This window comes from Bradyrhizobium sp. SZCCHNRI3052, from assembly GCF_032484895.1.
Lineage (GTDB): Bacteria > Pseudomonadota > Alphaproteobacteria > Rhizobiales > Xanthobacteraceae > Bradyrhizobium.
In genome coordinates, this window is the sequence record NZ_JAUETW010000003.1 from 133,588 (window position 1) to 155,824 (window position 22,237).

General features: G+C 67.2%; 24 protein-coding genes. 11 read left to right on the forward strand and 13 right to left on the reverse strand.

What is annotated here, in order from left to right; genetic code table 11:
• Nucleotides 1-27 precede the first annotated feature (27 nt).
• Genes QW887_RS11075 through cyoD form a run of 3 tightly spaced genes read left to right on the forward strand, consistent with a single transcriptional unit; the run spans nucleotide 28 to nucleotide 1,907 of the window.
• A complete protein-coding gene (locus QW887_RS11075) occupies nucleotides 28-861 on the forward strand; it encodes a COX aromatic rich motif-containing protein (RefSeq protein ID WP_316164825.1) in 834 nt (277 codons plus the stop codon).
• A 24-nt stretch (nucleotides 862-885) separates the two neighbouring features.
• Nucleotides 886-1,527, forward strand: coding sequence for a cytochrome o ubiquinol oxidase subunit III (gene cyoC, locus QW887_RS11080; RefSeq protein ID WP_316164320.1), 642 nt, complete (start codon nucleotides 886-888; stop codon nucleotides 1,525-1,527).
• Entirely contained in the window at nucleotides 1,524-1,907 is a 384-nt protein-coding gene (cyoD, locus tag QW887_RS11085; protein ID WP_315715673.1) for a cytochrome o ubiquinol oxidase subunit IV, read from the forward strand. The genes cyoC and cyoD overlap by 4 nt, the downstream gene beginning before the upstream one ends.
• A 114-nt stretch (nucleotides 1,908-2,021) precedes the next feature.
• Here cyoD and QW887_RS11090 read toward each other — a convergent pair whose 3' ends face one another.
• Nucleotides 2,022-2,789, reverse strand: coding sequence for a thermonuclease family protein (locus QW887_RS11090; protein ID WP_410051842.1), 768 nt, complete (start codon nucleotides 2,787-2,789; stop codon nucleotides 2,022-2,024).
• A gap of 156 nt (nucleotides 2,790-2,945) precedes the next feature.
• Between QW887_RS11090 and QW887_RS11095 the strand changes: the two genes are divergently transcribed.
• The 3 genes from QW887_RS11095 to QW887_RS11105 all read left to right on the forward strand — a co-directional run bounded on the left by QW887_RS11095 (nucleotide 2,946) and on the right by QW887_RS11105 (nucleotide 6,793).
• The gene (locus QW887_RS11095) at nucleotides 2,946-3,992 is read left to right on the forward strand and encodes a S1C family serine protease (protein WP_315715674.1); all 1,047 of its coding nucleotides are present in this window, start codon (nucleotides 2,946-2,948) and stop codon (nucleotides 3,990-3,992) included.
• A 383-nt stretch (nucleotides 3,993-4,375) separates the two neighbouring features.
• Entirely contained in the window at nucleotides 4,376-5,062 is a 687-nt protein-coding gene (locus QW887_RS11100; protein ID WP_315715675.1) for an isochorismatase family cysteine hydrolase, read from the forward strand.
• A 75-nt stretch (nucleotides 5,063-5,137) separates the two neighbouring features.
• Nucleotides 5,138-6,793 carry a regulator gene (locus QW887_RS11105; protein ID WP_316194535.1) on the forward strand — a complete coding sequence of 552 codons (1,656 nt, stop codon included), beginning with the start codon at nucleotides 5,138-5,140 and terminating at the stop codon, nucleotides 6,791-6,793.
• Nucleotides 6,794-6,845: 52 nt separating this feature from the next.
• On the opposite strand, the gene QW887_RS11110 is transcribed toward QW887_RS11105, so the two are convergent.
• The 3 genes from QW887_RS11110 to QW887_RS11120 form a co-directional block, all read right to left on the reverse strand.
• Complete coding sequence (locus tag QW887_RS11110; protein WP_315715811.1) at nucleotides 6,846-7,337, reverse strand: TlpA disulfide reductase family protein; 492 nt, start codon at nucleotides 7,335-7,337, stop codon at nucleotides 6,846-6,848.
• A gap of 106 nt (nucleotides 7,338-7,443) precedes the next feature.
• Nucleotides 7,444-7,908: a hypothetical protein gene (locus QW887_RS11115; protein ID WP_315715677.1), complete on the reverse strand. Its 465-nt coding sequence runs from the start codon at nucleotides 7,906-7,908 to the stop codon at nucleotides 7,444-7,446.
• Nucleotides 7,909-7,971: 63 nt separating this feature from the next.
• Nucleotides 7,972-8,409 carry a DoxX family protein gene (locus QW887_RS11120; protein WP_315715678.1) on the reverse strand — a complete coding sequence of 146 codons (438 nt, stop codon included), beginning with the start codon at nucleotides 8,407-8,409 and terminating at the stop codon, nucleotides 7,972-7,974.
• A gap of 101 nt (nucleotides 8,410-8,510) precedes the next feature.
• On the opposite strand from QW887_RS11120, the gene QW887_RS11125 reads away from it, so the two are divergent.
• Entirely contained in the window at nucleotides 8,511-9,470 is a 960-nt protein-coding gene (locus QW887_RS11125; protein WP_316174693.1) for a LysR family transcriptional regulator, read from the forward strand.
• A gap of 132 nt (nucleotides 9,471-9,602) precedes the next feature.
• Here the strand turns inward: QW887_RS11125 and soxA are convergent, their stop codons facing one another.
• The 9 genes from soxA to QW887_RS11170 form a co-directional block, all read right to left on the reverse strand.
• Complete coding sequence (soxA, locus tag QW887_RS11130; protein ID WP_409977928.1) at nucleotides 9,603-10,379, reverse strand: sulfur oxidation c-type cytochrome SoxA; 777 nt, start codon at nucleotides 10,377-10,379, stop codon at nucleotides 9,603-9,605.
• Nucleotides 10,379-10,699, reverse strand: a complete 321-nt coding sequence (gene soxZ, locus QW887_RS11135; RefSeq protein ID WP_315715681.1) for a thiosulfate oxidation carrier complex protein SoxZ — start codon at nucleotides 10,697-10,699, stop codon at nucleotides 10,379-10,381. The genes soxA and soxZ overlap by 1 nt, the downstream gene beginning before the upstream one ends.
• Complete coding sequence (locus QW887_RS11140; protein WP_315715682.1) at nucleotides 10,699-11,187, reverse strand: SoxY-related AACIE arm protein; 489 nt, start codon at nucleotides 11,185-11,187, stop codon at nucleotides 10,699-10,701. The genes soxZ and QW887_RS11140 overlap by 1 nt, the downstream gene beginning before the upstream one ends.
• Nucleotides 11,188-11,193: 6 nt before the next feature.
• Entirely contained in the window at nucleotides 11,194-11,637 is a 444-nt protein-coding gene (soxX, locus tag QW887_RS11145; RefSeq protein ID WP_315715683.1) for a sulfur oxidation c-type cytochrome SoxX, read from the reverse strand.
• Complete coding sequence (locus QW887_RS11150; RefSeq protein WP_315715812.1) at nucleotides 11,624-12,901, reverse strand: NAD(P)/FAD-dependent oxidoreductase; 1,278 nt, start codon at nucleotides 12,899-12,901, stop codon at nucleotides 11,624-11,626. The genes soxX and QW887_RS11150 overlap by 14 nt, the downstream gene beginning before the upstream one ends.
• Before the next feature lie 56 nt (nucleotides 12,902-12,957).
• Nucleotides 12,958-15,141: a xanthine dehydrogenase family protein molybdopterin-binding subunit gene (locus tag QW887_RS11155; protein WP_315715684.1), complete on the reverse strand. Its 2,184-nt coding sequence runs from the start codon at nucleotides 15,139-15,141 to the stop codon at nucleotides 12,958-12,960.
• A gap of 10 nt (nucleotides 15,142-15,151) precedes the next feature.
• Nucleotides 15,152-15,601 (reverse strand): (2Fe-2S)-binding protein, encoded by a 450-nt coding sequence (locus QW887_RS11160; protein WP_315715685.1) that lies wholly within the window; start codon nucleotides 15,599-15,601, stop codon nucleotides 15,152-15,154.
• 137 nt (nucleotides 15,602-15,738) lie between these two features.
• The gene (locus tag QW887_RS11165) at nucleotides 15,739-17,139 is read right to left on the reverse strand and encodes an MFS transporter (RefSeq protein WP_315715686.1); all 1,401 of its coding nucleotides are present in this window, start codon (nucleotides 17,137-17,139) and stop codon (nucleotides 15,739-15,741) included.
• A gap of 130 nt (nucleotides 17,140-17,269) precedes the next feature.
• A complete protein-coding gene (locus QW887_RS11170) occupies nucleotides 17,270-17,902 on the reverse strand; it encodes a GntR family transcriptional regulator (protein WP_315715813.1) in 633 nt (210 codons plus the stop codon).
• A gap of 120 nt (nucleotides 17,903-18,022) precedes the next feature.
• Between QW887_RS11170 and bioB the strand changes: the two genes are divergently transcribed.
• The 4 genes from bioB to QW887_RS11190 all read left to right on the forward strand — a co-directional run bounded on the left by bioB (nucleotide 18,023) and on the right by QW887_RS11190 (nucleotide 22,212).
• Nucleotides 18,023-19,075: a biotin synthase BioB gene (gene bioB, locus QW887_RS11175; RefSeq protein ID WP_409977927.1), complete on the forward strand. Its 1,053-nt coding sequence runs from the start codon at nucleotides 18,023-18,025 to the stop codon at nucleotides 19,073-19,075.
• Between the two features lie 100 nt (nucleotides 19,076-19,175).
• Complete coding sequence (locus tag QW887_RS11180; RefSeq protein WP_315715815.1) at nucleotides 19,176-20,321, forward strand: 8-amino-7-oxononanoate synthase; 1,146 nt, start codon at nucleotides 19,176-19,178, stop codon at nucleotides 20,319-20,321.
• A complete protein-coding gene (bioD, locus tag QW887_RS11185) occupies nucleotides 20,318-20,950 on the forward strand; it encodes a dethiobiotin synthase (RefSeq protein WP_315715687.1) in 633 nt (210 codons plus the stop codon). The genes QW887_RS11180 and bioD overlap by 4 nt, the downstream gene beginning before the upstream one ends.
• Entirely contained in the window at nucleotides 20,947-22,212 is a 1,266-nt protein-coding gene (locus tag QW887_RS11190) for an adenosylmethionine--8-amino-7-oxononanoate transaminase (RefSeq protein WP_316194536.1), read from the forward strand. The genes bioD and QW887_RS11190 overlap by 4 nt, the downstream gene beginning before the upstream one ends.
• The last annotated feature ends 25 nt before the right edge of the window (nucleotides 22,213-22,237 follow it).

Genomic DNA, 22,237 nt, shown 5'->3' on the forward strand with positions numbered 1-22,237 from the left:
GAGCGCGGATGAATGCCGGATGAGCGTATGAACATCTTCGATCCGCAAGGGCCGATCGCCGCCGCCGAGCAGACGATCCTGATCGATTCCGTCATCATCATGCTGGCGATCATCGTGCCGACATCGATCGCGGTGCTCGCTTTCGCGTTCTGGTTCCGGAGCTCCAACACCAGGGCGCGCTACCGGCCGGAGTTCGCCTATTCGGGCGCGGTCGAGCTCGTGGTGTGGTCGATCCCCGCGCTCACCGTCATCCTGCTCGGCGGCGTCGCCTGGATCGGCTCGCACCAGCTCGACCCGGGCAAGCCCGTCGACGGCACTGGGCTTCCGATCCGCATCCAGGCGGTGTCGCTCGACTGGAAGTGGCTGTTCATCTATCCCGACCAGCGCATCGCCACCGTCAACAGCCTGACCGTCCCGATCGGCGCGCCACTGCGCTTCGAGCTGACATCCGGCAGCGTCATGACGGCCTTCTTCATCCCGCAGCTCGGCGGCATGATCTACACCATGAACGGCATGGTCACGCGGCTGAACCTGCGCGGAGATCATGTCGGGACCTACAAGGGCTTGGCCTCGCATTTCAGCGGCGACGGTTTTCCCGACATGATGTTCGACACCAACGTCGTCTCGCAGCCCGACTTCGCCAACTGGGTGACGAATGCTGCCAGGAGCGGCCAGCTGCTCGACGAGGCGGGCTACAAGGAGCTCGCGGCGCAGTCCGTCGAGACCCGTCCGAAGACCTACCGGCTCGCGGATCCCGAGTTGTTCGGCAACATCGCCAGCCAGAAGATCCCTCCGGCGCCGGGACCGCAGCTCAGCGAGAACCAGTCGCGGCCGGAAGGCGGAACGGCGCATGCCCACTGAAGTCGTCGCAAAGGGAGTGGGCCGATGTCGGTGACCACCGTCGCTCAGGCGCCTGCCTATGCCGATCCGCATCAACTGCGTGCCGCCGAGCATCCCGGGCCGGCGCCGAAACGGATCGTGACCGGATTCGGCTTCTGGATATTCCTGCTCTCCGACATCGTGATGTTCTCGTGCTTCTTCGCGAGCTTCGCGGTGCTGTCGGGTGCGACCGCCGGCGGTCCGGGCGGCACCGAACTGTTCGACGTCCGCAACGTCGCGGTCGAGACCGCTTTGCTGCTGCTGTCGAGCTTCACCTGCGGCATGGCGAGCATTGCCGCCGAGCGCCACAACCAGCTCTGGTTCCAGGTCGCGATGGCCGTCACCGGCCTGCTCGGCGCCGGCTTCCTGCTGCTCGAGGTCCGAGAGTTCGTCGACCTCGTCGGCCGCGGCGACGGGCCGAGCCGCAGCGCCTTCCTGTCGGCGTTCTTCACTCTGGTCGGCTGCCATGGCCTGCACGTCGCGGCTGGCATCCTGTGGCTGCTGACCATGATGGCGCAGGTGGTCGCCAAGGGCTTCCGCGCCGACATCGAGCGTCGCATCCTGTGCTTCGCGCTGTTCTGGCACGCGCTCGACATCATCTGGGTCGCGGTGTTCTCCGTGGTCTATCTGCTCGGGAGTGCGACATGACCGATCAAGCCCCCGCGGAATTCGATCTCGCACCCGGCGAGCAGCAGCATGGCAGCCTGCGTTCCCGCGTCCTGTTCTATGTCGCCGGCCTCGGTCTCGCGATCCTGCTGACGGCGACATCGTTCTTCATCGCCGGCACCGACCTCGTCTGGCAGCCGTCGATCCCGGTCGCGATCATCGTCCTGGCGATCGCCCAGATGGGGGTGCACCTGGTGTTCTTCCTGCACATCACCACCGGGCCCGACAACACCAACAACGTGCTGGCGCTGGCCTTCGGGCTGCTGATCGTGTTTCTCGTCGTCGGCGGCTCGCTGTGGATCATGGCGAACCTCAACCACAACATGATGCCGATGGATCAGCTGCTGCAGATGCAGCACTGAGCATCGCTGCGGATATCACCGGGTCTTTGCCGAGCCCCTGGATCGCTTCGCTCGCGATGGGCCGCGCGACAGCTCTCGATTGCTTTGTCGTGCCGGCTCGTCGACCGTCCGATCTCACTTCTTCGGCGCGCGGCAGTTGAATGCACGCCGGAAGCCGGCGGCGCGTGCATCGTCCTCCGAGCAGAACCAGCGGTCGGGCTCGGTGGTCGCCGGATAGCTCGGGCAGCCCTGCAGATGGTAGATGCCGATGTTGCCGGTGACGCGGGCGCGCACCGCGAACTTCCCCTTGATGCTGCAGCCCGGCGGCGCGCTCGGCGCGTCCGGGAAGAGCACCGCACGGATCTCGCGGTCGCGGTCGGCGCGGCAGGCCGCGCCGAGCAGGGCGCCGTCCTTCTTGTCGGCGCGGAACTCGGCTGGGGCGACGAAACATCCCTTCCACAGCCCGCGCACCGCCTCCTTGGCCGCGGCGACATCGTCCTTGGCGCGATACTTGATCGCCGGATCCGCGCTCATGGCGTAGCCCGCGCGCGCGACCTGTTGGTTCAGGCTGACCCTGTCGCCGTCGATGATGCAGAGGCCGATCCTGCGCGTCTTGAGCGGCTTGTCGGGGCCGAGATCGTCGCAGCGCACCGAGCGGCCGCCGATCAGCTTGCCGAGCTGCTCGCGGGCCTCGACGCCGCAGCTCCAGGAATCGGCGTGATCGTCGATGCAGAGCTGGTCGACCTCCGGCGCATCGATGCCGTCGAGCCGGAACACCGTGTCGCCGAGCTGGATCGTGTCGCCGCTGCGTACCGTGGCGCTCGCCGCCAGCGATGCGCCGGTCATGTCGGCTCCCAGCACCATGGCCCCACACAACGACAACAGCCGGTCTCGCAGCCGCATGCTTCCTCCCGCAATCAGATTCATCAAATACCCAGCCGTAGTCCTATCACAGCGCGCGTGAGTCTCGCCAAGGACGGCGCGGAACGGCGCCGCCGGATCGCCACCTTGCGCGGGGGGCGGCTGCTACCCATCTGACCGGGCGAAGGAAATCTTGCCATGTTGGACTTTACCTCCGATCTCGCCGGCGATGCGCTGTCGCCGGCGCGCGCGTCTGATGCTGCGCCGGCCGACGACCGCGCGCTGCTGGACGCCTATTCCAATGCCGTCATCGACGTCACCGAGCGGGTCGGCCCTGCGGTCGTGCGCGTCGAAACCGGCCCCAGGGCTGGGTCGACCGCCGGCTCCCGCGCCGAGCGCGGCGGGCTCGGCTCGGGCATCGTGATCTCGCCCGACGGTCTCGTGCTGACCAACAGCCATGTCGTCGGCTCCTCCAAGAGCATCCGGCTGCGCGACGTCGAGGGCGTCGTCGCCGACGCTCAGGTGCTCGGCGTCGATCCCGACACCGATCTCGCCTTGCTGCGCGCCAATCACGCGCGCGACCTGCGCTACGCCGCGCTCGGCAACTCCAAGAGCCTGCGCCGCGGCCAGCTCGTGGTCGCGATCGGCAATCCGCTCGGCTTCGAATCCACGGTGACGGCTGGCGTGGTCTCGGCGCTCGGCCGCTCGATCCGCTCGGTCTCGGGCCGCATGATCGAGGACGTCATCCAGACCGATGCGGCGCTCAACCCGGGCAATTCCGGCGGGGCGCTGGTGTCGTCGGCCGCCGAGGTGATCGGCATCAACACCGCCATCATCCAGGGCGCGCAGGGCATCTGCTTTGCCGTCGCCAGCAACACCGCGCAGTTCGTGCTGTCGGAGATCATCCGCCACGGCTACGTCCGCCGCGCCTATATCGGCGTGTCCGGGCAGACCGCGCCGGTGCCGCGGCGACATGCGTTGCTGGCCGGCGTCGAGAACAAGATGGGCGCGCTGTTGATGCAGATCGAGCCGGACGGGCCCGCGGCCCGCGCCGGCCTGTTTCCTGGCGACGTCGTGATCAAGCTCGACGGTGTCGACATCAACGGCGTCGACGACCTGATCCGCGTGCTCGACCGCGACCGCATCGGCCGTACCGTCGCGATGGACGTGCTGCGGCTGGGACGGCTGCGCGGCATCGACATCCACCCGGTCGAGCGCAAGCCGGCGGCGCGGCAGGCGTCGTGATCGTCGTGGGACGCTGAGCTCACGCCACAACCACCGCCGTCGTCCCGGCGAACGCCCATGGGGTCAAGCCCGGGACGACACCGTGCGGTTTGGCGCGATCGGTGGGCAAGCTCGCGCAGTTGAGACTCTCCTCAATTCACTGGCTTCCCTTGGCGCACGGGGATGCAGCAGGGTGATCGTTGCATGCAATGGCCGCTCATGAAATGAGCTGCGATCGCTGCAAACAAACCTGCTCAGCGACCGGGCATTGCCCGCGCGCTTCTCAACCCCTTGAATTAGTTCGTCCTTCGCCAGGGCCGTCGCGCTCCGCTGGATTGTACACAATGGCATAGCGCTTGCTTCGTCTGTTGCGAGGCATTCTCGTGGAGAGGCAAGCGGCTGGTATGGCGAACTCATCTGCATCGGCAACCGCTACGATCACGGCCGAGCCGGAGCCGATCACGCTCGATCTCTTCAAGACCGCGCTGGTCATCATCGACATGCAGCGCGACTTCATGGAGCCGGGCGGGTTCGGCGAGACGCTGGGCAACGACGTCTCGCAGCTTGCACGCGCCGTCGCGCCGATCGCCAACGTGCTGGCGGCGGCGCGCAAGAGCGGCATGCTGGTGATCCATACGCGCGAGGGGCACGCGCCTGATCTCTCCGACGCGCCGCCGGCCAAGGTCGAGCGCGGCGCGCCGTCGCTTCGCATCGGCGATCCCGGTCCGATGGGGCGCATCCTCATCCGCGGCGAGGCCGGCCACGACATCATTCCCGCGCTCTATCCTGTCGACGGCGAGGTCGTGATCGACAAGCCGGGGAAGGGCGCCTTCTACGCCACCGAACTCGGTGACGTGCTGAAGCATCACGGCGTCGAAAACCTGCTGGTGTGCGGCGTCACCACCGAGGTCTGCGTCAACACCACCGTGCGCGAGGCCAATGACCGGGGCTATCGCTGCGTCGTCATCTCCGACGGCTGCGCGTCCTACTTCCCGGAATTCCACGAGATGGGCCTGAAGATGATCAAGGCCCAGGGCGGCATCTTCGGCTGGGTCGCTGACTCCGCCGCGGTTCTGAAGGCCATGAACTGAGAGATGAACCGAGAGACGAGTCGAGACGAATGAGTTCGGTCATGTAGTCGCTGCAAGCAACAGGGGAGCAAGGCGATGAGCGGAAGCGGGACGGCAAGCTCGGTAAGAGCGGATTTCAAGCCGGTGCTCTGGACACCCGGAGACTGGAACGCGTTCTTCGGTTTCGGCACCAACATCCTCGTCAACATGCTCGTCCTCACCGGACTGTTGCGCTTCGTGCTGAAGATGCCGGACAGCCTGGTGTTCGGCCGCATCCTGCCGGCGCTCGGCCTCATGATGTGCCTGTCGACCCTGTACTACGCCTTCCTTGCCTATCGCCTGGCGCAGAAGACCGGACGCAGCGACGTCTGCGCGCTGCCCTCGGGCGTCAGTGTCCCGCACATGTTCATCGTGACCTTCGTGATCATGCTGCCGATCACGCTCAAGACCGGCGATCCGCTGAAGGGCTGGTCGGCCGGCCTCGTCTGGGTGTTCTTCCAGAGCTTCATCCTGATGATCGGCGGCTTCGTCGCGCCCTATATCCGCAAGATCACGCCGCGCGCGGCGCTGCTCGGCACGCTGGCCGGCGTCTCGGTCACCTTCATCTCGATGCGGCCGGCGCTCGAGATGTACATGACGCCGCAGATCGGCCTGGTGTGCTTCGCGATCATTCTGGTGAGCTGGTTCGGCGGGGTGAAATATCCGAAGGGGCTGCCGGCCGGCCTCGTGGCGATCGCGGTCGGCATGATCATCGCCTGGGGCTCGAACCTGTTGGGCCTCGGTCTCGGCGGGCTCAGCGTCAAGGGCGTCGGGGACGCCTTTGCGAGCTTCGGCTTCTCGGTGCCGCTGCCGGCGTTCGGCACGGTGTTCTCCGGCTTCGAATATCTCGGCGTGATCCTGGTAACCGCGATCCCGTTCGGCATCTACGACCTCGTCGAGGCGATGGACAATGTCGAGAGCGCGGAAGCCGCGGGCGACGAATATCCGACCACGCGGGTGCTGACAGCCGACGGCGTCGTCAGCCTGATCGGCTGCATGATGGGCAACCCCTTCATCAACGCCGTCTATATCGGCCATCCCGGCTGGAAGGCGATGGGCGGCCGCATCGGCTACTCCGCGGCGACCGGGCTAATGGTGATCGTGCTGTCCTGGCTCGGCATCATCTCGGTGCTGCTGGCGCTGGTGCCGGTGGTCGCGATCTCGCCGATCCTGCTGTACATCGGCATGCTGATCGGCGCGCAGGCGTTCCAGACCACGCCGGTCAAGCACGCGCCGGCGATCGTGCTCGCCTTCACGCCGCATCTCGCCGCCTGGGCCAAGCTGCAGATCGACACCATGCTGGCCTCGACGGTGGCCGCGGCGCAGAGCGTCGGCGGCCTCGCAGCCGACAAGGTCGATGCGGTCAAGACCGCTGCGATCGCGGCGCTGCCGCAGCAAGGCGTGCTGTATCACGGGCTCGAAGTGATGGGCGGGGGCTCGATCCTCGCCGGCCTCGTGCTCGGCGCGATCGGCGTGTTCGTGATCGAGCGCGACTTCACCAAGGCGGCGGCCTTCGCGCTTGCCGGTGCCGTCATGACCTATTTCGGCTTCATGCATGGCGAGGCCGTCGGCATCGGTGGCGGCTTCGGCGTCACGCCGGCGGTGGCGCTGGCCTATTTCGTGGTCGCAGGCGGATTGTTTGCACTGGGGCGGCTCGGCATGTCCGAGAGCTACCTGGCGCATGCCGACGTGCATGCGGCGCCGGCAGAATAGGTATCTTTTCAACGAGAACGACAACCGGCGGCATGGCCGCCGGTGATGATTTTCACGCGCCCGGCTGATCGAGATAATAGCGCAGCAGCGCCTGGCCCGGCTCGGACAGCCATTCGGCCGCCCCGGTGACATAGCCTTCGATCAATCCCGTCGTGCCGATCAGATAGGTGATCGGCATCGCCGGCGTCGCGAAGATCGAGGCATCGGCATTGGCCGGATTGGTCGCTTGCGCATGCGGATCGGCGTAGGAGGCGCGGGGCATCGCGATCGCCTCGGCATAGCGGCGGATGCTTTTGATGTCGCGCCGGTCGGTGCAGATGGTCCAGACGTCGAGCGCCGGAATCCGCATCCGCTCCAGCCCGGCCAAAGTCGGCAGGTCGACCTTGCACGCCGCGCACCAGCTCGCCCAGAGATTGACCAGCGTGACATGGCCGGGCTTGGGCGCGAGCGTCACGTCCTTGCCGCCCATGTCCTGCAGCTTCAACGGCGGCAGCGCCCGGCGCGGCCGCTCGACGATGAACTGGGTGCGGCCGCTGCGGAACACCGGCGGGCTCGGGTCCTGTGCGCCGGCGCAAGCAGGCCTGCTTGTCAGCAGCAGCAGGCTGGCCGCCGCCAGCAGCAGATCGCGCCGTGCGGGCGCGCTCAAAACCTCAGCCATGGACGTAGGCCCAGCCTTTGCGCTGCAGCTCGACGACGCGGCCGATGCCGAACGGCACCAGCCTGGCGCCGTCGATCAGCTGGATCGTGAGGTTCTCCTTGCTCTCCGCGATCGACTTCGACGAGGCGCACATGCTGAAGCCGATATGCGGATACATCTGCCGCAGCGCCGCGAGCGGCTCCTTGAGCGGTGATTTGTCGGCGCGAAATACGTCGATGCCGGTGCCGTTGGCGACGACCTCGATCGCGGGGGTCTGTCCGAGACTGCCGAAATGCCGCGTCAGATTGCCGGAATAGCTGATGGCGTGACCCATCACATGGGGGTCGTTGCGGTCGATCAGCACGACAATGCCGGCGCGATGCTGGGCGACGGCCGGGACGGCGGGGGCTGGGGCGCCGAGGGCTGTCGCGCCAGCGAGAAAGCCGCGGCGCGACACGTCAGGGATCGGTTCGCTCATCATGGCTTCCTTCAAAGCACGCGATGCGCCGGCGCTGGATGGCCAGCGCCGGCGATGCTCGGATCAGCCGCGCGGCGCGATCGGCGCCTTGCCGTTGCGGCCCCACAGCACGAACAGCGACAGCGCCAGCAGCAGGATGTTCAGGGGCGTGACCGCCGCTTCGCCGCGGGAGATGTGGAAGGCGAACGCGAACACCTGCAGCGTGGCACAGCCGATTGCGGCCAGCACGGTCAGGCGCGGCATGATGCGGGTCAGCGACGGCAACAGGATGCCGAGCCCGCCAGCCAGATCGATCAGGCCGATGGTGCGGACGAAGGCCACCGAATATTCGCCGGTCCACGGCATCATCTGGGCGAGTTCCTTGATCGGGGTGAAGACCTTGGTGACGCCGGCGAAGCAGAACAGGGCGAAGAGCAGGGTCTGGGCGACCCACAGGCCGATGCGCAGCGCCAGCGGGGGCTGGAGTGGGCTGAGATCGGTGGTCGATGCGGTGCTGGACATGGTCGGAGCTCCAAATGAAAACGTGCCCGACATTGATAATTTCTTCTGGTTTGATCATTATGCTTTTCGTTAAGTCATCATTTTCTATTGGTTGATGATAAGTGGATACGTTGGTCAGTATTCGGGTGTTCTGCCAGGTCGCGGAGCTCAAGAGCTTCGCGGCCGCCGCCGATCGCCTGGGGCTTTCGCCGGCGATGGCCTCCAAGCATGTCATGCAGCTGGAGCAGCGGCTCTCGACCCGGCTGCTCAACCGCACCAGCCGGCGTGTCGGCCTGACCGAGGCCGGCCAAGTCTATTTCGACCAGGTGCGGCCGATGCTGGAGTCTCTCGACGAGGTCGAGGCCGTCGTCAGCAAGGCGACCGTGATCCCGCGCGGCACCCTAAAGGTCAGCGCGCCGGTATGGTTCGCCAATCCGCTGTTTGCCGGCACGCTCGCAGCGTACCGCGCGCGCTATCCGGACGTGGTGATCGATCTCGATCTCAGCGGACGCCTGGTCAATCTCGTCGACGAGGGGTTTGATCTGGCGCTGCGCGTCTCGGCCACGCCCGGCGATGGGCTGATCGCGCGGCCGCTGTCGCCGGTGCTGATGCAGCTCGTCGCCGCGCCGAGCTATCTCGCCGCCGCCGGGCGGCCGAAGGCGGTGGCCGATCTCAATGGCCATGCAATGCTGAAATACGCGTTGTACCCGCTGCGGGCCATGATCCTGCCGACCGGAGAGGGCGAGGTGACGGTCAACTTCAACGAGGTGCTGATCAGCGGCAACGAGACGCTCCTGCATCACGCCGCTGTCGCCGGCATGGGCATGGCGGTGCTGCCGCGCTGGCTGATGGCCGACGACCTCGCCAGCGGCCGGCTCGAGACGGTGCTGCCGGAGATGCTGACGATCAAAGCGCCGCTGATGGCGGTCTATCCCAGCCGAAAATATCTCTCCGCCAAGGTCCGTACCTTCATCGACTTCATCGCCGCCGATCCCCTGATGAAGCAGGCCTCGGACGGACCTCTCGCCGCGATCGATCCGACGGCGGCAGGGGTGAGAAAGGGACGGAAGGCAGGATCTTGAGCATATTGGGTCGCCGGGGGTCTCCATGCCGTCATGGCCGGCCACGACGCGTAACCCATGGCACGGCTCGTTCGTAAGCGGCGTTCTGCAAGCTCGAACGACTTGCCTGATAGCTCGCGAGACCTTGCCCGCTCACGGCCGCACCGCCGGCGCCTCCACCGGCATCCCTTGCGCCCGGGACATCAGATACAGCTCCAGCGCGATCATGTCGGGGGCGTCGAAATCGTAGGCCTGGGCGCGCACCCCGGTCATGCAGCCGCGCAGGCGGCGCTGCAGCGAGCCCATGCCTTGCCATTCCAGCCGGTAGATCGGATAGCCCGTCGGCTGTCCCTGCGTGATCGCGGAGCCGGCGAGATGCTTGCTCCAATTGTCATCGTGACAATTGGTGCAGGCGAGATTGAGCTGGCCCTGCCGCTGAAAAAACAGCTCGCGACCGCGCGCGATGAAGGGCTTGAGCCGCGGATCGTCGCCAGCGGTGATCGGCATCCCGCGCGATTGCTTCGCGATCAGCGCCGTCAGTGCCAGCAGCTCGCGGCTCTCTGCTGCGAACGGCGCTGCCTCCTGATGCTGTTTGCGGCAGAGATTGACGCGCTGGCCGAGATCGACCGGCGCACCGCTGGTGGCATTGAAGGCGGGATAGCGCGCGGCGACGCCCTTCATGCTGACATCGACCGGGCCATGACAATCGCCGCACGCCTTGTTGGCCGTGCCTGCCTTCGTCGTCCACAGCGCCTCACCGTCGAGCACCGACAGCATCGCCGGATTGGCGGTGTCGTCGTCCTGCATCGCCCTGGTGTCCGACGACATGAAGTCATAGCCGGAGCGGCGCTCGGACTCTGCGATCTCGCCGGCAAGCACGGGCAAGGTCACGACGATTGCCGTGACGACAGTGAGAAACGCAGACCGCATCATTCGATCGTGATCGCGGCGGCGGTGGTGGCGACGAACCCGTTGTCGCCGATCCATTCGAACTCGAAGCGGCCGCTCTCGGTAGCCGTGGTGAAGAACGACAGGAACGGATTGGCGGCGATGGCCGGATAGAGGTCGGCGCGAAAGATCTCGGTGCCGTTGAAGCGGCAGGTGAAGCTGGTGATGATGTCGCGCGGGATGGCTTCGCCTGCGGCCGTATGGCGATAGCCCGGCTCCATGACGTGGCTCATCAGTGTCTTGATCTCGATGACGGCGCCGCGCTTGGCCTTGGCGGGAACGTTGACGAGGGCGGCAGGCATCACGGCATCTCCTCGGTGCAGGCGGCCAAGGTCACGATGACGTCGACGCTCGCCGACCAGAACGAGCCGTCGGAGAGCTTTGCGATCGCCACGACCTTCTGGGTGTCGGCGAGCCGGATGCGCGTCGTGACCTGGGCGCGGCCGGCGCTGGCTGTCAGGTGAAAGCTGGCGACGTTGGGCTGCGGGTTCTTCTCGTTGAAGACGTGGATGCTCTTGACGAAATCGTCAGGCGTCATCGGGTGATCGACGCTGACGGTCATCGGCACGGTGTTGCCGTTCTCGACCAGCGGCGGGATGTCGAGTCGGATCTTGCCGGCGTTCACCTTTGCCTCGCCGACGAGGTTGCGGATCGCGGACGCCAGCATCGCCGGGGTCGCCTGCGCAGGCCGGACCGTGATCAGCGGCAGTGCGCCCGCGGCGGTCAGCGTTCCCGCCAGTTGCAGCAGGTGGCGGCGGGACATGTGGGACGGTTCGAACATGCCGGTCATATGGGCTCACTCGCGCAAGGTCGCGAGATAGGCGACGATGTCTTCGATCTGCTCTGCCGACAGGATCGGCTTGCCGCGCCAGGCGGAACCGACGCGCGTCAGCCCGTCAATGCGATAATAGGACGGCATGATCGTTTCCGGATTGAGCCTGGAGGCATCGACCAGCCGCAAGCGGAGCTGCGGGATCGTCGAACGGCTGCCGGCCCCGGCAAGGCTGGGTGCGAGATCGCCCTGGAAGTGCGCTTCCGGAAACGGGCCGGAGTGACAGAGGATGCAGGTCGAGCTGCGCGCGACGACGAGTGCGCGGCCGCGGGTGGCGTCGCCGGGCCGTCCGGTGAGGGACGAGGCGATGCCGTCGCCGGTGATCGTAGCGGGCGCGAGTGTCTGCGCCGCGACAGCGGCGGGCAGGGCGGCCACGAGCGCGGCGATGACAAGGCTAGCCGAAGGCATCGTGGGTCAGCGCCTTGAACCAGGCCGTCGCCGCGGCGGCCTCACGCGCGCGCGTCTCGCGCGATGCGTCGACCGGGCTGGCCCGTCCGCCCTCGATCTCGGCGAAGATGTCTCCCTTGGGCTGGTAGATGCCGGCGAGCGAGAACGCGTCGTCCGGCGCGACGATGCTGTAACAGATGCCGGTCAGCGTCGGCGGCTCCGACCGCCGTCCCGTCAGATCGCGCACGATCACGGCCGCGCACGCCTTGCCCTGCGCCTGGGCGGCGCCGGCCGATTTCGGGATGCCGCCGCCGAGACAGGCGTCGCCGATGACATGGACGTCGGGGACGAGCTTCGAGGCGAAGGTCGCGGCATCGATCGGGCACCAGCCGGTGCGGTCGGCCGCGCCGGCGAGGGCGGCAATGCGGCCGGCCTTCTGCGGCGGGATGATGTTGGTCACATCGGGATTGTAATTGCCGAACTCGGTGACGACGGTACGCGTGGCGATCTCGACGCCGGTGACGCGGCCGCCCTGCGACAGCGGAATGCGCTCGATCATGCCGGGGTAGAGCTGCTGCCACGCCTGCTCGAACAGCTTCTGCTGCGAGAAGCTGTCCTTGGCATCGAGGATCAGCACCTTCGACTTCGGCTTGTGCGCCTTGAGATAATGCGCGATCAGGCTGGCGCGTTCGTAAGGCGCGGGCGGACAGCGCGACGGATTGGCCGGGACGGCGATCGCGACGGTGCCGCCATCCGGCATCGCCTCGATCTGCGTCCGCAGCAGCAGCGTCTGCTCGCCGGCCTTGTAGGCGTGCGGCATGACCGCGGAGGCGGCCTCGTCGTAGCCTTGCAGGGCCGTGAAATCGAGGTCGATGCCGGGCGCCAGCACGAGGCGGTCATAGGCCAGCGCGCTGCCGTCGGCGAACGTGACCTTGTGGGCGGGCGCATCGACCGCCGTGGCCGCCCGCAGCACAATGCTCACGCCTTCGGCTGCGATCTTGTCATAGCCGAACTGCTGGGCACTGATATCGCGCAGGCTAGCGATGACCTCGTTGCTGAGCGGACACGCCGTGAAGGTCGTGTTGGCCTCGACCAGGGTGACGTCGAGCTTGCCATCGGCTTGGCGCAGCGCGCGGGCGCAACTGGCGCCGCCGAAGCCGCCGCCGATCACGACGACGCGCGCCATCGCTTGTGCGCGCAGCACGGCAGGGGCGGCGATCATGGCAACTGACGCCGCGATCAGGCCGCCGACCTCTCTGCGCGTGCGCTGCCGGGACATCGTCATCATCATTGCAATAGCACGGCGGCGGCCATTGGTCCCAACGGCCGCCGCCACGCGGGTCATGCGAAGGTGATGTTCTGGTCGCGCAGTGGCAACGAGCGGATGCGCTTCCCGGTGGCGGCAAAATACGCATTCAGCACGGCGGGTGCGGCGACGCCGATGGTCGGCTCGCCGACGCCGCCCCAGAAGCCGCCGCTCGGGATCATGATCGCTTCCACCTTCGGCATCTCGGCGATGCGCATCGAGTTGTAGCTGTCGAAGTTGGTCTCGACGATCCGTCCGTCCTTCACGGTGCAGCCGCCGTAGAACAGCGCCGAGAGGCCGTAGACGAACGAGCCGGCGATCTGCCGCTCCACCTGCGCCGGGTTGACGACGTAGCCGGGATCGGTCGAGGCGACGATGCGGTGGATCTTGATCTTTCTGCCGTCGATCACCGAGATCTCGGCAGCACCCGCGACGTAGCTGCCATAGCCGTGCAGTTGAGCGAGGCCACGGGACACGCCGTCCGGCGCCGGCGTGCCCCAGCCGATCTTCTCCGCGACAGCGTTGAGCACCGCGAGATGCTTGGGATGATCGGCCATCAGCTTGCGGCGGAAGTCCAGCGGATCCTGGCCGGCCGCATCGGCGAGCTCGTCCATGAAGCATTCGAGATAGATCGCGTTCTGGTTCACGTTGACGCCGCGCCAGAAGCCCGGATTGATGTGCGGGTTGCGCATCGCGTGTTCGATCAGCAAATTCGGCACGGAGTAGCCGATCGTGGCTTCGCCCGATGGTGCGAGCCCCTGGAAGGTCGCGGGGTCCTTGCCGTTGACCAGCGCGTCGGGCCGCAGGCTGAACAGGATCGACTGGCCGGAGATGCGCATGTGCAGTGCCGTCAGATTGTTGTCGGCGTCGAAGCCGCCGGTCAGCTTGCACTGCGTGATCGGGTGATAGCGGCCATGGGTCATGTCCTCCTCGCGCGACCACAACAGCTTGATCGGCGTGCCCGGCATCTCCTTGGCGATCTTCACCGCCTGGCGGACATAGTCGGTCTGGCCGCGCCGGCCGAAGCCGCCGCCGAGGATCAGCTTGTGCACCTCGCATTTGTCGGCGGGCAGCCCTGAGGCTTCCAGAACCGCGGCGAACGCCGCCTCGCCGTTCTGCGTGCCGCACCACACCTCGCATCGCTCGGGCGTGTAGAGCGCCGTGGCGTTCATCGGCTCCATCGTGGCGTGGTTCTGATAGGGATAGTTGTAGACGGCCTCGACCTTCCTGACGGCGCTCGCCAGCGCCGCCTTGGCGTCGCCGTTCTCGTTGCCGACAAAGGCGGGGCCGGACTCCAATCCTTCCGCGAGCCATTTGGCGATCGAGGCCGAGGAGACCTTGGCGTTCTCGCCTTCGTCCCACACGATCGGCAGCGCATCGAGCGCCGTCTTCGCGTGCCACCAGGTGTCGGCGACCACGGCCACGGCGGTGCCATCGATCGCGACCACCTTCTTGACGCCCTTCATGCCGGCGATCTTGGCCTCGTCATAGCTCTTCAGCTTGCCGCCGGTGACCGGACAGTCCTTGATCGCGGCGTTGAGCATGTTCGGCAGCTTCATGTCGGCGCCGTAGATCATCGCGCCGGTGACCTTGTCGGCGGTGTCGAGCCGTCTCACGCCCTTGCCGATCAGGGTCCAGTCCTTCGGATCCTTCAGCTTGACGTCGGCAGGCGGCGTCAGCTTCGCGGCGGCTTCCGCCACCTTGCCGTAGGTCGTCGTGCGGCCCGACGCCTTGTGGGTGATGACGCTGTTGGCGGCGGTGCATTCGGCCGCCGGAACCTTCCATTCGTCGGCGGCCGCCTGGATCAGCATCATGCGCGCGGCGGCACCGCCCTTGCGGACGTAGTCCTGCGACGAGCGGATGCCGCGGCTGCCGCCGGTGGAGAAATCGCCCCACACGCGCTTGCGGGCGACGTTCTGGCCGGGCGTCGGATATTCGGTCGTGACCTTGCTCCAGTCGCAGGCAAGCTCCTCCGCGACGAGCTGGGCGAGCCCGGTCAGCGAGCCCTGGCCCATTTCCGAGCGGGCGATGCGGATCACCACGGTGTCGTCGGGCCGGACGACGACCCATGCATTGACCTCGGGTGAGCCATCGGCTGCGCGCACCACCTGCGGGCCGCCGAAGGGGATATCGAGGCCGAGGGCGAGGCCGCCGCCGAGTGCGGCGGTGCCGATGACGAAGGACCGGCGGTCGAGGCGCGGCGTCACATGCTGGTTCATGCCGTCCTCCTCAGGCGTTGGCCGCGGCGTGGATCGCCTCGCGCACCTGCGCGAAGGTTCCACAGCGGCAGATGTTGGTGATGGCGTCGTTGATGTCCTGATCGCTCGGCTTCGGATTGTCCTTGAGCAGTGCCGCGACGGCCATGATCATGCCGCTCTGGCAGTAGCCGCATTGCGGAACGTCGTTCTCCACCCAGGCCTGCTGCACCTTGTGCAGCCCGTTGTCGCTCGCGAGCCCCTCGATGGTGGTGATCTGCTTGCCCTGGGCCTCGGAGACGGTGACGCCACAGGAGCGCACGGCCGCGCCGTCGAGATGCACGGTGCAGGCGCCGCATTGTGCAATGCCGCAGCCATATTTGGTGCCGGTCAGTCCGGCATTCTCGCGGATCGCCCACAGCAGCGGCGTGTCGGGCTCGACGTCCAGAGTATAGGATTGTCCGTTGATCGTGAGGTTTGCCATCGCAGATCCCTTTCGTTCAACTCGCCAGTTGAACAGAGGGCGGCAATGTGGCGCGAACGTTTGTATCCTTCAAATCAAGAATATGCGTTTGCCGCGCGGGAAGATTTGTGATGAGCCGGGGTTGTAGTTGCTTCGGCTCATGGGCCGCGCGGCGGAGCTACGGCAAGCCGCAGAAAGCTCATCACGCTGCCCAGCGCGGCGAAACCTGCGCCGAGGGCCAAGGCAAGGGTGGCTCCGTCGTGCCCCGCAAGGCTGAAGCACAAGGCGGCCAGCGCCGCGCCGGTGGTCTGACCGGTCAACCGGGCCGTGGCGACGATGCCGCTGGCGCCGCCGCTGCGATGGGGCGGGGCGCTTGACATGATGGCCTTCATGTTCGGCGCCTGGAAGAAGCCGAACCCGATGCCGCAGATCAGCATGCGCCAGACGATGTTGGCGATGCTCGGGTTCTCGGGCAGCATGGCGAGCAGCGCCATGCCGGATCCGAGCATCACCAGGCCGATGCCGCCGAGCAGGCCGGCGGGAAAACGGTCCGACAGCCGCCCGGCGATCGGGGCCATGATCGTGACCGCGAGCGGCCAGGGTGTCATGAAGAACCCGGTCTCGACCTGCGAACGCTGGAGAATGTCCTCGAAATAGAACGGCAGCGACACGAAGCCGAGGCCCTGCACCGAGAAGGAGCAAACCGCGGTCGCCGCCGACAGCGCGAAAACCCCGCGGCGGAACAGATCGATCGGCAGCATCGGCGCCGGGTGATCGGCCTGGCGGCGGGTCAGGATGACGCCGAGCACGAGCGCGCCGACAAGCTCTGCCACCACCATGGCCGGCGTCGCGCCATGCGCGGCGCTGCCGATGCCGGTGATGAACAGGCCGAGGCAGAGCGCAGCGAGCCCGGCGCCGAGAAAGTCGAAGCCATGCTCGGCGCGCGGCGTGCGCGGCAGCATCTTCATGCCGATCGCGATGGCGATCAGGCCGAAGGGGAGGTTGATCGCAAACAGCCAAGGCCAGGAGCCGAGCGAGAGAATGGCGGACGCAATGGTCGGGCCGAAGGTGAAGGAGATGCCGACCACGAGCGCATTGTGGCCGAGGCCGCGGCCGAGCATTTTTCCAGGATAGACGTAGCGCACCAGCGCGGTGTTGACGCTCATGATGCCGCTGGCGCCGAGGCCCTGCAACGCGCGGGCAACGACCAGGGTCGGCAGCGACCACGCCAGCGCGCAGCCGACCGAGGCCAGCGTGAACAGCAGGAGGCCGCCGAGATAGATGCGCTGATGGCCGACGATCTCGCCGAGCGCGCCGAGCGGCAGCAAGGTCGCCACCAGCGCGATCTGGTAGATGTTGACCACCCAGACCACCTCGGCCGGGGAGACGTGGAGATCGGCCGAGATCGACGGCAGCGCGATGTTGGCGATGGCGACGTCGAGCGAGGCCATCGACAGCGCGGTGAAGATCGCCGCGATCGCCCAGGGACGCTGGCCCGGCGGTAGGCCGTCGGCGGTGCCGTCGCCGGCGAGCCTCGAAGCGTGGTGGCGGTTGGACATGGAGACCTTTGGAGACCTTCGGTTCGCGGGGCGCGTCCGGATCAGCATGTACACGGGAGCAGGCGAGCGCCCCAGCCGTCGCGGGCGCATGGCGGTATGCGCCCGGTCGCAAGGAACGGGTTGAAGCCGGCTACACGCCCGGCCTTGCCAGCCGCTCGATCGTCTGGTTGTGCCGCGTCAGGAGCTCGCAGGCGTGGCCGATCTGGCGGGCGCGCAGGGCCTGCAGGATCAGCCGGTGATCCTGGTTGGTGCGCGGACGCCAGCCGGCATTGCGGGCCATCGCCAGCACGAGGCGCGAATTCGCGAGGCGTAGTCCGTCGAGGCTCGCCAGCAGCCGCGGCATCGCGCAGGGCGCGACCAGCGCGCGATGAAAGGCGCGGTTTGCGGTCTCGAACTCCTGGATGGTCTCGGCATTATCGGCCTCGATCAGCGCCAGCTCGATCGCGGCGAGATGCGCCGGCGTATATCGCGGCGCGGCATTGCGCAGCGCGATCACCTCGAGCGCTGTGCGCATCTCGACGATCTCCCTGGTCGACTTCGCATCCAGCGGCGCCACCCGCACGCCGCGTCGCGGCGCCGCGACCACCAGATAGAGCGCCTCGAGCTGCCGAAATGCCTCGCGCACCGGCACGTGGCTGGAGTTGAACTCGCGCGCGACGTGGTCCTGCCGCAACGGCGCGTCGGGCGGCAGCGCACCGCTGACGATGCGATCGGTGATCGCTTCGGCGATCCGCTGAGCGGTGGTGAGATTCTCGTCCGGCATAGTCATAGATTATCTATCGAAAAAACCGATGCAGCGGAAGCTCTCGTCCGATACGGTGCTCGAATACAGAGAAATCATAGATAATGTCTATGATAATCTATAATTTGGCGTGGAGCGAGCATGGCGGATCAAAGCGGCGCGGGCCCTGATCGAATGGCGGTTGGCAATGCCATCCGTCATGACTGGACCAGAGACGAGGCCGAGGCGCTCTATCGCCTGTCATTTCCGGACCTGATGTTCCTGGCGCAGTCGGCGCATCGCCGGCAGTTCGATCCCACCCGCGTCGAGACGGCGAGCCTGCTCAGCATCAAGACCGGCGGCTGCCCGGAGGATTGCGGCTACTGCTCGCAGAGCGCGCATTACGACACCGGGCTCAAGGCGACCAAGCTGATGGACCGCGACGAGGTGGTCGCCACCGCGCGGCGCGCGAAGGCCGCCGGGGCCGAGCGCTTCTGCATGGCCGCCGCCTGGCGCAGTCCGAAGGACCGCGACCTCGATCAGGTCTGCGACATGGTCAGCGCAGTGAAGGATCTGGGCATGGAGACCTGCGTCACGCTGGGCATGCTGACCCCGCCGCAGGCACAGCGGCTGAGGGAGGCCGGGCTCGACTTCTACAACCACAATGTCGACACCTCGCCCGAATTCTACGACCGCATCATCACCACGCGCACGCTGCAGGACCGCATCGACACGCTCGCGCATGTGCGGCAGGCCGGCATCAAGGTGTGCTGCGGCGGCATCATCGGCATGGGCGAGGAGGTCGATGATCGGCTCGGCATGCTGGTGCTGCTGGCCAATCTCGCTGAGCATCCCGACAGCGTGCCGATCAACATGTGGAACGAGGTCAAGGGCGTGCCGGTCAACGCTACGGCCGCGCGGCCCGATCCGATTGCGCTCGTGCGATTGATCGCGGTGTCCAGGATCATGATGCCGGCCAGCGTGGTGCGGCTGTCCGCGGGCCGGCAATATATGAGCGACGAGCTGCAGACCCTGTGCCTGCTCGCTGGCGCCAATTCCATCTTCATCGGCGACGTGCTGCTGACCACGGCCAATCCGCAACGCGACCGCGACGCCGATCTGCTCGCGCGGCTCGGCATGACATCGTCGCTGTCGGCGCGCCCGGGCGCGCCGATCGCCGCCGGCGAGGGCGCGGAGGCTTCGTCCCCGGCCTGATTCAACCCTCAGCGCGATCTCGGCGCGACGGCGCCCACGGAACTGCCTTGTCGTGCCGGTCCACGTCCGCGGCTGACCGAAAGAGAGCGGAGCCATGCCCATGCCGCCCGACAGATTGGCGATCTATTCCGACGGTCTGCAGAGACTCGCGGCCGATGACCGGTTGCGGCGCCTCAGTCCACGGGCCGGTCTCGATTTCTCCTCCAACGACTATCTCGGTCTCGCACAGGCTCCGCGGATGAAGCGCGCGGTCGCCGCGGCCATGGAGGCCGGCACGCCGGTCGGCGCCGGCGGCTCGCGCCTGCTGCGTGGCAATTGCGAGGAGCACGAACGGCTCGAGGCGGACGCGGCGCGCTTCTTCGGTGCCGAGAGCGCGCTGTTCTTCGGCTCCGGCTACATGGCGAACTTCGCCGTGCTCACCACGCTGCCGCAGCGCGACGACCTGCTGGTGCTCGATGCGCTGGTTCATGCCAGCACCCATGAAGGCGCGCGCGCCGGCCGTGCCGAGACGTGCCAGTTCATCCACAACAACGCCCAGTCGGCCGAGGACGCGATCCTGATCTGGCGCAGGGGCGGCGGGGTGGGCCGGCCCTGGATCGTCGTCGAAAGCCTCTACAGCATGGATGGCGATCTCGCGCCGCTGGCGGATTTGATCGCGATCGCCGAGCGCCACGATGCCTTTCTGCTGATCGACGAGGCCCATGCGACCGGGGTCCACGGCGCGCAGGGCCGCGGTCTGGCCGCAGCCTACGAGGGACGCGAGAGCGTCGTGACCGTTCACACCTGCGGCAAGGCATTGGGCGCAGCCGGTGCGCTGGTCACCGCAAGCCGCGTGCTGCGCGACACGCTGATCAATCGCTGCCGACCCTTCGTCTTCAGCACGGCGCCGTCGCCGCTGATGGCGGTGGCGGTGATGGAGGCGCTTGCGATCCTGCGGGAAGAGCCGGAGCGGCAGCGGAGGCTGGAGCAGCTCGTTGCCTTCGCCCATGGCGCGATCGCCGCGCGCTTCGGTGAAAGCTGGTCGCCGTCGCAGATCATTCCCTGCGTCGTCGGCGACAATGCGCGCGCGATGAACCTGGCTGCCGCGCTGCAGGCGCGGGGCTTCGACGTCCGCGGCATCCGCCCGCCGACGGTGCCGCCGGGCACGGCGCGGCTCAGGCTGTCGCTGACCTTGAACATCGACGAGCCGGCCATCGCGGCGCTGCTCGACGCGCTCGCCGATGAGATCGGAAGGCCGCGGCCATGACGCTGCGCATCGTGGTCACCGGGACCGACACCGGGATCGGCAAGACGGTGTTCGCCGCCGGCCTCACGGCGCTGCTCGGGGCCTGCTATTGGAAGCCGGTCCAGGCCGGCCTTGCCGAGGAGACGGACTCCTGCTGCGTCCAGCGGCTCGCCGAGCTCGCCGACGACCGCGTGCTGCCCGAAGCCTATCGGCTGGCCGAGCCGGCCTCGCCGGATCGCGCGGCGCGCCTCGCAGGCATCAGCATCGATCCGCTCCGCCTCCGTCCTCCGCAGGTCGTCGGCCGCCCTGTCGTGATCGAGGGAGCCGGCGGCGTCATGGTGCCGCTCGATTCCGGAACGCTCTATCTCGATGTCTTCGCGCGATGGCAGCTCCCGGTCGTGCTCTGCGCGCGCACCAGTCTCGGCACGATCAATCACTCGCTGCTGTCGCTGGCGGCGCTGCGCAGTCGCGGCATCGACGTGTTCGGCATCGCCTTCATCGGCGACGGCCACGACGACAACGAAGATACGATCTGCCGGCTCGGCGAGGTGAGGCGCCTTGGCCGGTTGCCCTGGGTCACGCCGCTGACGGCGCGATCGCTGCAGCACGTGTTCGCCACCCAATTCCAGCGCACGGATTTCGAACCATGATGCGCAAGGCAACCTCGCCGATCTGGCATCCCTTCACGCGGCATGCGCTCCAGCCCGAGATGACGGCGGTCGCGCGCGGCGAGGGCGCCTATCTCTTCACCGCCGACGGCAGGCGGATCATCGACGCGATCGCGTCGTGGTGGGTGGTCACGCACGGCCATTGCCATCCGCATATCGTGCGCGCGATCCAGGACCAGGCCGAGCGGCTGGATCAGGTCATCTTCGCCGGACATAGCCACGAGCCGGCCGAGCAGGTGGCCGCCGGGCTGCTCGCGCTGGTGCCGCCGAGCCTCACGCACGTGTTCTTCTCTGACAGCGGCGCCACCAGCGTGGAGGTCGCGCTGAAGATGGCGCTCGGCTACTTCAAGAACATCGGCGAGCCGCGCTCGCGCATCGCGGTGATGCAGCATTCCTATCACGGCGACACCATCGGCGCGATGTCGGTCGGCGCGCGCGGCGTGTTCAATGCGGCCTATGAGCCGCTGCTGTTCGACGTCGCCGTCGTCCCGTTTCCAGTGCAGGGCCGGGAACAGGCGACTCTGGATGCGCTCGCTACAATTTGCGAGAAGGACCGGCCGGCCGCCTTCATCGTCGAGCCCCTGGTGCTCGGCGCTGGCGGCATGCTGATGTATCCGGCCGAGGTGCTGCGCGAGATGCACCGGATCTGCAAGGCGTTCGGCGTGCTGTTCATCGCCGACGAGGTGATGACCGGCTGGGGCCGCACCGGCACGTTGTTCGCCTGCGAGCAGGCGGACATCGCCCCCGATATCGCCTGCTACGCCAAAGGACTGACTGGAGGCGCGATGCCGCTTGCGGTCACGCTGTGCAGTCCCGCTATCTACGAGGCGCACTATTCGACCGACCGCGCCTGCACGTTCTTTCACTCCAGTTCCTACACCGCCAATCCCATCGCCTGCGCGGCAGCGAGCGCCAATCTCGAGCTGTGGCGGCAGCCGCAGACGCGGGCCCGGGTCGCCGCCGTCGCGGCCGCGCAGGAGCGCTGCCTCGACCGCCTGCGTTACGACGAGCGATTTTCCGACCTGCGGCGCTGCGGTACCATCACCGCGCTCGATCTCCATGCCGACGAGCCGGGCTACCTCGCCGAGGTCGGCCCGAAGCTGCAGGCCTTCTTCCGCGACAGCGACGTCCTGCTGCGTCCGCTTGGCCACACCATCTACGTCATGCCGCCTTACTGCGTCACCGCCGGGGATGTCGAGACGGTCTATGCCGCCATCGACGAGGCCGTCGATCACGTGCTCTGAGGGGCTGTTCTGCGGCCCGCGATTT

Excerpts from the sequence above, each read along its gene's own strand:
- bioB (WP_409977927.1), top strand. The coding sequence starts at position 18,023 with ATGGCGGATCAAAGCGGCGCGGGCCCTGATCGAATGGCGGTTGGCAAT.
- QW887_RS11120 (WP_315715678.1), bottom strand. The coding sequence starts at position 8,409 with ATGTCCAGCACCGCATCGACCACCGATCTCAGCCCACTCCAGCCCCCG.
- QW887_RS11180 (WP_315715815.1), top strand. The coding sequence starts at position 19,176 with ATGCCGCCCGACAGATTGGCGATCTATTCCGACGGTCTGCAGAGACTC.
- QW887_RS11140 (WP_315715682.1), bottom strand. The coding sequence starts at position 11,187 with ATGACCGGCATGTTCGAACCGTCCCACATGTCCCGCCGCCACCTGCTG.
- QW887_RS11105 (WP_316194535.1), top strand. The coding sequence starts at position 5,138 with ATGAGCGGAAGCGGGACGGCAAGCTCGGTAAGAGCGGATTTCAAGCCG.
- QW887_RS11100 (WP_315715675.1), top strand. The coding sequence starts at position 4,376 with ATGGCGAACTCATCTGCATCGGCAACCGCTACGATCACGGCCGAGCCG.
- QW887_RS11090 (WP_410051842.1), bottom strand. The coding sequence starts at position 2,789 with ATGCGGCTGCGAGACCGGCTGTTGTCGTTGTGTGGGGCCATGGTGCTG.
- QW887_RS11165 (WP_315715686.1), bottom strand. The coding sequence starts at position 17,139 with ATGTCCAACCGCCACCACGCTTCGAGGCTCGCCGGCGACGGCACCGCC.
- QW887_RS11095 (WP_315715674.1), top strand. The coding sequence starts at position 2,946 with ATGTTGGACTTTACCTCCGATCTCGCCGGCGATGCGCTGTCGCCGGCG.
- QW887_RS11150 (WP_315715812.1), bottom strand. The coding sequence starts at position 12,901 with ATGACGATGTCCCGGCAGCGCACGCGCAGAGAGGTCGGCGGCCTGATC.
- cyoC (WP_316164320.1), top strand. The coding sequence starts at position 886 with ATGTCGGTGACCACCGTCGCTCAGGCGCCTGCCTATGCCGATCCGCAT.
- QW887_RS11155 (WP_315715684.1), bottom strand. The coding sequence starts at position 15,141 with ATGAACCAGCATGTGACGCCGCGCCTCGACCGCCGGTCCTTCGTCATC.
- bioD (WP_315715687.1), top strand. The coding sequence starts at position 20,318 with ATGACGCTGCGCATCGTGGTCACCGGGACCGACACCGGGATCGGCAAG.
- QW887_RS11115 (WP_315715677.1), bottom strand. The coding sequence starts at position 7,908 with ATGAGCGAACCGATCCCTGACGTGTCGCGCCGCGGCTTTCTCGCTGGC.
- QW887_RS11190 (WP_316194536.1), top strand. The coding sequence starts at position 20,947 with ATGATGCGCAAGGCAACCTCGCCGATCTGGCATCCCTTCACGCGGCAT.
- soxA (WP_409977928.1), bottom strand. The coding sequence starts at position 10,379 with ATGCGGTCTGCGTTTCTCACTGTCGTCACGGCAATCGTCGTGACCTTG.
- soxZ (WP_315715681.1), bottom strand. The coding sequence starts at position 10,699 with ATGCCTGCCGCCCTCGTCAACGTTCCCGCCAAGGCCAAGCGCGGCGCC.
- QW887_RS11075 (WP_316164825.1), top strand. The coding sequence starts at position 28 with ATGAACATCTTCGATCCGCAAGGGCCGATCGCCGCCGCCGAGCAGACG.
- QW887_RS11160 (WP_315715685.1), bottom strand. The coding sequence starts at position 15,601 with ATGGCAAACCTCACGATCAACGGACAATCCTATACTCTGGACGTCGAG.
- cyoD (WP_315715673.1), top strand. The coding sequence starts at position 1,524 with ATGACCGATCAAGCCCCCGCGGAATTCGATCTCGCACCCGGCGAGCAG.
- soxX (WP_315715683.1), bottom strand. The coding sequence starts at position 11,637 with ATGCCTTCGGCTAGCCTTGTCATCGCCGCGCTCGTGGCCGCCCTGCCC.
- QW887_RS11170 (WP_315715813.1), bottom strand. The coding sequence starts at position 17,902 with ATGCCGGACGAGAATCTCACCACCGCTCAGCGGATCGCCGAAGCGATC.